Below are 2,409 nucleotides of genomic sequence, written 5' to 3'. Positions count from 1 at the left end.
GACCAATCATTGCTCATTCCCCACGTTATCGAAACTGGGGAGTTGAATACCGAGAGCACGGAGATATAATGGTTTTTCAAGGAAGCGGAGAACCCGTTTTATCAGTTGGTCTTGGTTATAAAAAAGTTGGTATTGGCATTACAAATCCTACGGAAAAATTAGAGGTAGCTGGAACTGTTAAAGCCACTAGGTTTGTAGGGGATGGTTCTGGTTTAACTGGCATTAGGGCTGGCAGTGAAACCAAGTGGTCTGATGGTAGTAATAACAGTATTTACTATAACCATGGCAATGTAGGTATTGGTACAAATAGCACCTATGCTGAACTCACGGTTAACGGCTCAATCGGATTTGCCAACGGGACAGCCCCCATGATGTACATCCATCAAAGTGGTAAAAACAATGCACCTCGACCAATCATTGCTCATTCCCCATCTCATCGAAACTGGGGAGTTGAATACCGAGAGCACGGAGATCTAATAGTTTTTCAAGGAAGCGGAGAACCCGTTTTATCAGTTGGTCTTGGTTCTAAAAAAGTTGGTATTGGCACCAATAATCCTAGGCAGAAATTAGAGGTAGCTGGAACTGTTAAAGCCACTAGGTTTGAAGGGGATGGTTCTGGTTTAACTGGTATTAGGGCTGGTGGCACAAAGTGGTCTGATGGTGGTAGTAACAGGATTTACTATAATGCTGGCAATGTCGGCATTGGCACAAATAATCCTACTCAAAAATTAGAAGTGGCTGGAAGCGTCAAGGCCATTGCTACTAATACGGGCAATAGAACGGCCTATGGAGTTCAAAGCGTTGTAGGAGGCAATCGCAATGGCACTAAATTTGGTTTGTATGCACAAGCAACAGGTGGTACCAGTGGTAGCCGATTTGGTGTCTACGGTCATGCACAGGGTGGACAAACTCAATTTGGTGGCCATTTCACTGCTACTAATACCGGCAATACTACCGCCTTCGGAGTTCACAGCAGGGCAGGTGGCAATGGCAATGGCACTAAATTTGGTTTGCATGCACAAGCAACGGGTGGTACCAGTGGTGCCCGATTTGGTGTCAGGGGTATTGCCTCTGGGGGACAAACTCAATTTGGTGGCCATTTCACTGCTACTAATACCGGCAATACTACCGCCTTCGGAGTTTACAGCGAAGTAGATGGCAGTAAAAATGGCACTAAGTATGGTTTGCATGCACAAGCAACAGGTGGTACCAGTGGTAGCCGATTTGGTGTCTACGGTCGTGCCATTGCTGAGAATAATAGCAGTGCAATTGTATACGGTGTCTACGGTGTTGCCAGTGGTGGCAAGACTAGTTATGCTGGCTACTTCCAAGGTAATGCAAATGTAACAGGTAATTTAACCGCTAGCCGTGTCGGTATTGGCATCACAAATCCTACTGAAAAATTAGAGGTAAATGGAACTGTTAAGGCCACTAAGTTTGAAGGGGATGGTTCTGGTTTAACTGGGATTAGTGGCGACGGAAAGTGGCAGACCTTATCGGGTAACCATATTCGCTACAATGGCGGTGTTTTGGTTGGTAATTACCTTCTCCCTAGAACTAATGACTCCCAAGAAAGAGGAGTATCCGGTGCCAGCTTCGCCATAACAGAAACAGTAAAAAATATTCCGCGCTGCTACGGTGTTAGGGGTCATTTCCAGGGTTTTATAACTCTTAGAGAAGAGGATAACGATGACAAAAATCAAGCGGTTGATACGATTGAAGGGGGTACTGATCAACCTATTGATACCATTGAAGGAGACAAATCTCCACAGCCAATTCCAAAGCCAATTTTTTTAAAATCTGGATATGGTGGCTATTTCACTGCTATCAATGGTGGGGCATCTACTGTCTACGGAGTTTACAGTGAAGTAACAGGTCGTCAAGGAAGTACGTCCTATGGTGTTTACGGTAGTGCCATAGGTGCTGGCATAAACTATGCTGGCTACTTCAATGGTAGAGTGCATGTAACAGGTAATATAACAGCTAACAATATCCTACAAAGATCCTCACGAGAGTTCAAAGAGAATATTAATACCCTGGCAATAGAAGACGCCATAGAAACCCTGGAAAGACTCAATCCCGTCCAATTCAGGTACAAAGAAGATCACCAAAAAGAAACCCACATCGGATTTATTGCGGAAGATGTGCCGGATTTAGTGGCCAGTCATGATCGGAAAACCCTCAGTCCGATGGATATCGTGGCGGTTTTAACTAAAGTGGTGAAGGAGCAAAACAATACGATTTCCTTGCTAATGGAGAAGGTACAAACTTTGGAACAGAAAAGTCAATCTAGCGCTTTTTAGCCTAATCAGCTAAACAGAATTTTTTACTTCTTCCCTATTCCCTGCTCCCTGCTCCCTGCTCCCTGCTCCCTGCTCCCTGCTCCCTATTCCCTATTCCCTGTTCCCT

At 44.8% G+C, this 2,409-nt stretch carries 1 protein-coding gene; it reads left to right on the top strand.

Going from position 1 to position 2,409, the window contains the following annotated elements; translation table 11 throughout:
- Positions 1 to 2,303: tail fiber domain-containing protein (locus tag AC4II3_RS32470; RefSeq protein WP_490723036.1), on the top strand; the 2,303-nt coding region annotated here is incomplete at its 5' end.
- Positions 2,304 to 2,409 lie beyond the last annotated feature (106 nt).

This window comes from Moorena sp. (genome assembly GCF_982860115.1).
This window is presented reverse-complemented; position numbering and strand designations above follow the sequence as displayed.